The 7,972-nt window shown below is 62.9% G+C and carries 4 protein-coding genes; 2 read left to right on the top strand and 2 right to left on the bottom strand.

Features of this window, described 5'->3' with window-relative positions; genetic code table 11:
- The first annotated feature begins 111 nt into the window (after positions 1–111).
- Positions 112–3,273, top strand: coding sequence for an NAD(P)-binding protein (locus ACQ4V8_RS19470; protein WP_436572026.1), 3,162 nt, complete (start codon positions 112–114; stop codon positions 3,271–3,273).
- Positions 3,274–3,277: 4 nt separating this feature from the next.
- Here the strand turns inward: ACQ4V8_RS19470 and ACQ4V8_RS19475 are convergent, their stop codons facing one another.
- Positions 3,278–6,106 carry a hybrid sensor histidine kinase/response regulator gene (locus ACQ4V8_RS19475; protein WP_436572027.1) on the bottom strand — a complete coding sequence of 943 codons (2,829 nt, stop codon included), beginning with the start codon at positions 6,104–6,106 and terminating at the stop codon, positions 3,278–3,280.
- Positions 6,107–6,350: 244 nt separating this feature from the next.
- Between ACQ4V8_RS19475 and ACQ4V8_RS19480 the strand changes: the two genes are divergently transcribed.
- Positions 6,351–6,980 (top strand): LysE family translocator, encoded by a 630-nt coding sequence (locus tag ACQ4V8_RS19480; protein ID WP_010399370.1) that lies wholly within the window; start codon positions 6,351–6,353, stop codon positions 6,978–6,980.
- Here ACQ4V8_RS19480 and ACQ4V8_RS19485 read toward each other — a convergent pair.
- The gene (locus tag ACQ4V8_RS19485; protein WP_010399367.1) at positions 6,943–7,518 is read right to left on the bottom strand and encodes a YceI family protein; all 576 of its coding nucleotides are present in this window, start codon (positions 7,516–7,518) and stop codon (positions 6,943–6,945) included. The two genes, ACQ4V8_RS19480 and ACQ4V8_RS19485, sit on opposite strands and share 38 nt — an antisense overlap.
- Positions 7,519–7,972 lie beyond the last annotated feature (454 nt).

Consider the following 7,972-nt stretch of genomic DNA (forward strand, 5'->3'; position numbering starts at 1 on the left):
TATGCATCTTGGCAAATCCTTTAATTTATTTCATATCATGCATTGATATTTCTCAAATACACTAGAACACTAGAGAAATCTTGTTTGATTGAAACTTAAGGAGATAGGGCAATGACAGCGATACCTTCGGCAAGACCTGCGTATATTTATCAGGGTGGTTCGGTGATGATGCACTCGCCGCTGCAATTGAAACAGTCTGAAATGTATGGTTATTTCGTCAGGGGCGAGCTGACGAAGTTGCAAGCGACCGTCAATACCACGCTGAACCAGGTGGCGGGCCGCAAGATGACCTTGAAAGCGCTGTCACCGTACGTGATGCTGACGTTTACGCGCGTCAACCATGCCGATTCGGCCAATCCCGTCGACCAGGCCAAGGGCTGGATCACGGAAGTCGATATCGTCACCTGGATCATGGTCGGCGAGATGGATGCGGCTGGCAAGCTCGCGCATATTTATTGGTATCCCTGTCACATTTTTGTCGATGACGCGATGGCCCTGATCAACGGGCGCGAACTGTTCGGCTATCCGAAATACCTGTGCGAATACGACATTCCTGCTGCCGGCAGCGAGCCGCTGCGCTGCGCCGTGGCCGCCAAGGGTTTCCAGCATTTTTCGCCGGAAACCAAGCTGGCCTTGCACCCGTTGCTGGAAGTGAATGCCAGCGTGCAGACGGGGCAGCACCAGCCCATCAACAGTTTCCTGGAACTCATCGAGCAGGCGTTCAAGATTTTTCTCTCCATCCCCGATTTCTTCGACCTCGATCAAGCCGGCTGGGCCGATATTGTTTCCTTGCTGCGCAAGCCGCGCATCGACCAGATTTTCCTCAAGCAATTTCCCGACAGCGCGGGCGTGAAAGCCGTGTACCAGGCCCTGGTGGCCGCGCCGGCCGAGATCAACCGTCTGCACAGCGCGCGCCTGCTCGGCTACGAATACGAATGCACCTTGCATGCGTTCGACAGCTTCCCGCTGGACCAGACCCTGGGCTTGCGGCTGGGGCCGCAGGCGGCGATATTGCCGTTCCATGTCAATTTCGACTTCACGGCCATGCCGGGCGAGGAACTGGTCGACAATTCGCAGATCGCGCCGGAAAAAATCGCCATCCTCGGCGGCGGCGTGGCCGCCATGACGGCCGCCTATTATTTGACGAACCAGCCTGGCTGGCAAAACCAGCATGCGATCACTGTCTACCAGCTGGGCTGGCGCCTGGGCGGCAAGGGTGCCAGTGGGCGCAATGCGCAGCTTGGCCAGCGCATCGAGGAGCACGGCCTGCATATCTGGTTCGGCTTCTATGCGAATGCTTTCAAGATGATCAAGGAAGCGTATGCCAGCCTGGAGCGTCCGCCCGGCGCACCGCTGGCCACCTGGCGCGACGCCTTCAAGCAGCACGATTACGTGGCCCTGTCGGAAGACGTCAAGGGCCAGTGGCGCAACTGGTCCATCGTCTTTCCCACCTTGCCGGGCGAGCCGGGCGAGGGCGGCGAAGACGTCACCCTGTGGCAGATGGCGATCGCCATGGTGGGCTGGATCGAACAGTGGATACGCCAGATCCGGCAGGTAGCGGATGCCGACGCGCGCATCGTGCGCAGCAGCGCGCTGCAAGGTGATGGCGAGAGTGAGGGTGAGGGCGTCTGGCCGGGCTGGCTGCGCCACCTGGCTGACGCGGTGGTGGGGCGGGCCGATGAACTGGGCTTGGACGTGGGTTTGTCGGTGGGCGCGCTGGTGGCGCTGGTGGCCGAGCTGGCGCCCGATTCCACGCGCCATGACGCGGCCAGCCATCGGCTGCTGGCCAGCACCCTGAGCGGCATCCGTGCCTGGTTGCGCCTGCGCTACCGCGCCCTGATCGAGGGCGACGATGAATTGCGTCGCCTGTTCACTTGTCTGGACCTGGGCATAACGGTCATGAAAGGCATGTTCGACGATGGCGTGTTGAAGAATGGCTTTGACGTGATCAACGACATCGATTTCCGCGCCTGGCTGAAAAAACATGGCGGCGACGAGCAGTTCTGCATCAATTCGGCGCCCGTGCGCGGTTTTTATGACCTGGTGTTCGCCTACGAGGGCGGCGATTTCGCGAAACCGAATATCGAGGCGGGGACGCTGTTGCGATCGATGGCGCGCATCGGCTTGGCCTACAAGGGCGGCATCATGTTCAAGATGCAGGCCGGCATGGGCGACACCATCTTTACTCCCCTGTATGAAGTGCTGCGCAAGCGCGGCGTGCAATTCAAGTTCTTCCAGCGGGTCGAAGAGCTGGTGCCGGGTGCGGGCGACATCGACAGCATCCGCATCACGCAGCAGGTGCAATTGAAGGACCCTGGCGCCGGCTATGCGCCGCTGGTGGACGTGAAGGGCCTGGCGTGCTGGCCCAGCACGCCCGATTACGCACAGCTTGATCCGGCGCAGGCGGCGCTGCTGCAAGAGCACGACGTCAACCTGGAATCGTACTGGAGCGACTGGCCGCAGCAATACCGGCAAGCGTGCGGCCGCGAGCTGCCGGTCACGGTATTGAAGAAGGGCGTCGATTTCGACAAGGTGGTATTTGGTATTTCCATCGGCTCGCTGCCCGCCCTGTGCCCGCAACTGCTGGCGCAAAACCCGGCCCTGCAACTGACGGTCGAGAAGGTGAAAACCGTGGCCACGCAGGCTTACCAGGTGTGGCTCAACAAGGATTTGACACAGATGGGCTGGAGCATGCAGCCCAACGGCCAGCAGCCCGTGCTGTCGGCCTTTACGGAGCCGTACGACACTTGGGCGCCGATGGACCAGTTGCTGGCGCGCGAAGACTGGCCGGCGGGACTGGAACCGAAGAATGTGTCCTACTTTTGCAGCGCCTTCCCCGTTGACAGCTACCCGCCCGTCACCGACACGGGTTTCCCCGCCCGCTGCGCGGACAAGGCAAAGCAGGGCGCGCTGCATCAGCTGGAGCGCGAGATCGGCGCGCTGTGGCCCGAGGCCGGTGCGCCAGGCGCATTTCCCTGGCAATGGCTGGTCGATGCCAAGGCCGGCACCGGGCCGGCGCGCTTCGACAGCCAGTACTGGCGCGCCAACGTCGACCCGTCCGAGCGCTACGTGATGTCGGTGGTAAACAGCACGCAGTATCGCTTGGCCACCGATCAGTCGGGCTTTTCCAACCTGTTCCTCACGGGCGACTGGATCAAGACGGGCTTGAACGCGGGCTGCGTGGAGGCGGCCGTGATGGCGGGCATGCAGACCTCGCGCGCCATGACGGGCTATCCGGCCGTGATCCAGGGAGAGACGGACTTCCAGGCCTGATGGCTCAGGTTCCGGGCTGGTCTTCCAGGTCGCGCCGCGCCACGTCCAGTGCTGCCTGCAACTGAGGCAGGAATTGTTCTACCTCATCGAGCCGCCCATTCGAGGCCAGGGTTTCCATCTGGTGGCACAGGCTGTGCAGGGTAGGGCGGCTCAGGTAGCCGGCGCTGCCTTTCAAGGCGTGGAAGGCGGCTGCGGCTGCGCTGGCGTTGCCATCGCGCACGGCGTGGCATGCCAGGTCCAGGCGTCGCGGCGCTTCCATCAGGAACGCTTGCGCAATACGCTGCAAGTGTTGCGGTGACAGACCTGCCAGCGGCAGGATGTGCACGCGCGTCGTCATCGGATCGGCCGGCATCGGCGTGTCCGTCTGCGCCGCGCTGTTGGCGTCGTCCAGGCCAAATTGGCGCGCCAGGGTATCGTCCGCAGCCGGCATGGCCGGCGGCAGTGCCTGGCCGCGCGCCAGCAGCAGGTCGATGATGGCATTGATTTTTTCGAACAGCAGCGCTTCGTCGACTGGCTTGCTAAGGAAGTCGTCCATGCCCGAGGCCAGGTAGCGTTGCCGGTCATGTTCGCTGGCGTTGGCGGTCAGCGCGATGATGGGGATCTGTGCGTCGGCAATAGCAAATTGGCTGTTGCCGCCGTCGCGGATCAGGCGTGCGGCCTGTTCGCCATCCATCAGCGGCATGCGGCCATCCATCAGCACGCAGTCGTAGGCGCCCGTGGCCAGCGCGCGCAGCGCCTCTTCGCCGTTTTCGACGATGCTCACGGCATGGCCCATGCCTTCGAGCAGGGTGCCGATGATGATCTGGTTGGTGCGCACGTCTTCGGCGCACAGGATGCGCAGGCGGTAGGCATGGCGCGCCTGGCGCGTCGGCCGGCGCGTGTCGGCCGCTGGCGCGCTGCCGTCTTGCAGTGGCAAGGTGAAATGAAAACGTGAGCCGATACCGACCCGGCTTTCCACGCCTATCGTGCCTTTCATCAGTTCGACCAGTTCCTTGCAGATAGCCAGGCCCAGGCCCGTACCGCCGTAGCGGCGCGTGGTGGAATGGTCGGCCTGCTCGAACTTCTGGAACAGGCGCGGCAAGGTATCGGCGTCGATGCCGGGGCCGGTGTCGCTGATGATGAATTCGATCTCGCTACGGCCATCGCGGCGCGGTGGCGTGCGGGCGCGCCGCACTTCCAGCTGTACTTCGCCATTGGCCGTGAATTTCAGTGCGTTGCCCAGCAGGTTGATCAGGATTTGTCGCAGGCGCGTGGGATCGGCGCACACGTAGCGCGGCAGGTCCAGCGCCAGTTCGCGGCGCAGCAACAGGCTCTTGGCATCGGCCTGGCCCTGCACGATGCCGGCCGCGTCGCCGATCAGCGCCAGCAAGTCGAAGTCCAGCGTTTCCAGGGTCAGCTTACCTGCGTCGATCTTCGAGAAATCGAGGATATCATTGAGAATGGTCAGCAGAGAGACGCCATTGTGCAAGCCGATGCGCAGGTATTCTTGCGTGCGGCCTTTGATGGATTGGTCGCGCAGGGCGAACTTCAGCATGCCGATCACGCCAGCGAGCGGCGTGCGGATGTCGTGGCTCATGGCCGACAGAAAGTCGATGCGATGGCGGCTCACCACTTCCGCATGTTCCTTGGCCTTCAGCAGGGCGTCGTTGCTGAGGGTCAGCGCCAAGGTGCGTTCCCGCACGCGCTGTTCCAGGTTGTTGCGCAGCAGGCGGATTTGGTCGGCCAGGGCAAAGGCCAGCAGCAAGCCGTCAAGCGTGCCACCGAGCAGCGTCACCAGCTGGGCGTTGGCCACCATGGCTGGCATCAGGCCCAGGTTGGCCGGCAGTATCATGAAGCCGGGCAGCATCAGGGCGACGAAGGCCAGCACGAAGAAGCGCGCCGGCTGGTAGCCGCGGCGCCACACGACGATGCCGCAAATGAGCGCCAGCAGCATCCAGATGCTGATCACGATGGTGGCCAAGGTGTGTGCATACGACAGGGCGAAGAAGCAGCTAGGCAAGAGCAGCAGCGGCAGCACCAGGTTGACCTTGCTGATGCGGTACAGCAGGCGCGAATAGTCGCGCAGTCGCAGGAAATGCATATAGAACAGGGTGCTGAAGACGGGCAGCAGGAAAAACGGCACGTAATGCAGCTGCAGCTGGTGCCAGTCGAACAGGTCGGCGAAGACGTGGAAGGTCATGGCCCAGGCCAGGCCATATGTCAGCACGTACAGCACGTAATAAGCCGAGGCCTTTTCCAGGGTAATGGAAAAGATGAAGAAATTGAACAGGCCCAGCGCCAGCAGGGCGCCGATGGAGGCCACTATCAAGAAGTTTTCCTTGCCCACCAGCTTGCGGTAGTCCTGCTGCGTCTGCATGCCGAACAGGGGCGCGCGCGCGTAGTAGGGGCTGGAAAAGCGGATCAGGATATCATACGTGGCACCGGGCGCCAGCTGCACGTTCCTGCCGTAGTGCAGCAAATATTCGTGTGGGCGCTGGTAGCCCGTCAGCAAGGTTTGCGGCGCCGCTTGCGGCCCCGGACCATACACGTAAAGGTCGACCAGATCGATCAGGGTGTCGTTCGGGTCGATGACCCAGGCCGCGACGTTGCTGTCGTTGCGCACCTGCGCATGCAACCAGTAGGCGCCGCCGAACAGGTCGACTTGTCCGGCCGGGCGCTGGCGCGCCAGCCAGGCGGGCAGCGTGGCGGCGTCGGCAGGCGCGACCTCATTTGCAGCGAGAAATAGTTGCCCGCCTTTGCCCAGGTGTACGATGCCTTGCTGTGTCAGGGGCAAGGGCGCTGCCTGCGCCACGCCGGCCAAGCCCAGCAGGGCGAACAGCAGAAGGAACTGCATACCGAACAGAAGCGGCCAGCCGCATAGCCCGCCGCTGACGCGGCAGATGGGGGCGCGGTGGCTGGATGGGGGCGGGTGGGCTGGCATCGATGAGTGAGGTGATGGTCGCGCTGGAATCGGCGGCAATGCCGTTTGCTATGGATACGTCATTTTAATCGACTCTTGGTGACGCAAGTGCAATTTCATCTGCTGTCGGCATGGCGAGTGCTACGGTATCATGGCGGTTTTTTCCTGCGAGACTTCCATGCTCAGTGCCGACCAGTTGCTGGCCTTCCTGGCCGCCGCCGTTCTCATTACCGCCAGTCCCGGCCCCGACAATCTGATGGTGCTGGGCGTGGGCATGTCGCGCGGGCGTCGCCAGGGCATGGCGTTCGGCCTGGGCTGCGCCCTTGGCTGCCTCACCCACACTGTGCTGGCGAGCATCGGTGTGTCGGCCGTGCTGGCCGCTACGCCCACGGCATTGACCGTGCTGAAAGTGGCCGGCGGGCTGTACCTGATGTACTTGGGGGTCGGCGCCTTGCGCAGTCGAGGCGGCGCGAAAGTCGATGGCGCAGCCGCCTTGCCCGATGAATCATTGCTGCGCCTGTTCGGCAAGGGTTTGTTTGCCAACAGTATCAATCCGAAAGTCGTGCTGTTTTTCCTCTCGTTTTTGCCGCAGTTCATTGTCACTGGCCAAGGCAATGCCAGTTGGCAGACGGCGCAGCTGGGCCTGGTCTTCACGGCGCAGGCGTGTGTGCTGTTTGGCTTGCTCGGCTATTTTTCCGGCGCCGTCGGCCGCTGGCTCAACGGCCGGCCGCGCGCCGGCCTGTGGCTGGACCGCGTGGCCGGCAGCATCTTTATCGGCCTGGGCTTGCGCCTGATCCTGGCGCGCTGACTTCCTGGCGGGCGCTAATGCGGAACGCCAGTTCCATCTGGTCCTGCACCGCCATGGCGCCGCCGAGGATGGCGAATGGCACGATGCCGAAGTCGCTTTGTTTCAGCAGCAGGCTGCCGCTGGCCTGCAGGCCGCGACCATCGGCCGCTTCTTCTATGCGTACGGGCAACTGCACCGTGCGCGTCACGCCATGCACAGTGATGTCTGCTTCGAGCGTCTCTTTGTCGTCCGTGCGGCGCGCCTCGATACGCACCCACGGATAACGCTCGGCCTCCAGCACGCGCACCAGCATGTTGTGGCGCGTGCCGGCGATGGCGTCCGCTGACGGCGTCGTCGTCAGGCCTGCCGCCTGGCGCAAGCCCTCTTCATCCACACTCATCTCGTCGAGCCGGAACTGGAATTGCGCGCGTCCCAGCGCCGGCGCCACCACGCCTTGCAGATTGCGGCTGGCGATCACATGGTCATGCCCGAGCCGGGCCAGCGCGCCGCCGCGCCGCACGGTGATGGTCAGCAGGGATTGCTGTGGAACGATGTGCAAGACCCCTTTTTCTTGCTGTTGCCACGCGGGCGCTGGCGCGGGTGTGGCAGCAAGGGCGGCTGGCCCAGGTGTATGGGCCGGCGTCTGGACGGGAGCGGGCGGCAACGGTGTGCACGCCGCCAGCACGACGCAGGCAAGCAAACAAACGGTGCCGATAGTGCACGGCTGGCGATAGTTCTGGCTGGGCATGGGCTGTAGGGGTGACGGTGATGCAGTCATAGTACGCGATCGGCGCGCCGGCGCGCGTGTAATGTTAGCGCTACGTCATAAGGCGGTCATAGGGCTAATGCCGTTCAGTTAAGGATTTTGGCGTGATTTATGAGCGCCAGTAAATTCGCTAACCCCAGAGGCAAAGAGCTGGGGTCGGACCCCAATCCACCCAAGTTAAGGAGCAAGCCCGCGCAATTGATGGCAAATCAATGAAATAGTGCTTGACGTGGCACCGGCTTTGCGC

The sequence above is a fragment of the Janthinobacterium paucivorans genome (genome assembly GCF_051380805.1).
Lineage (GTDB): Bacteria > Pseudomonadota > Gammaproteobacteria > Burkholderiales > Burkholderiaceae_D > Janthinobacterium > Janthinobacterium lividum_D.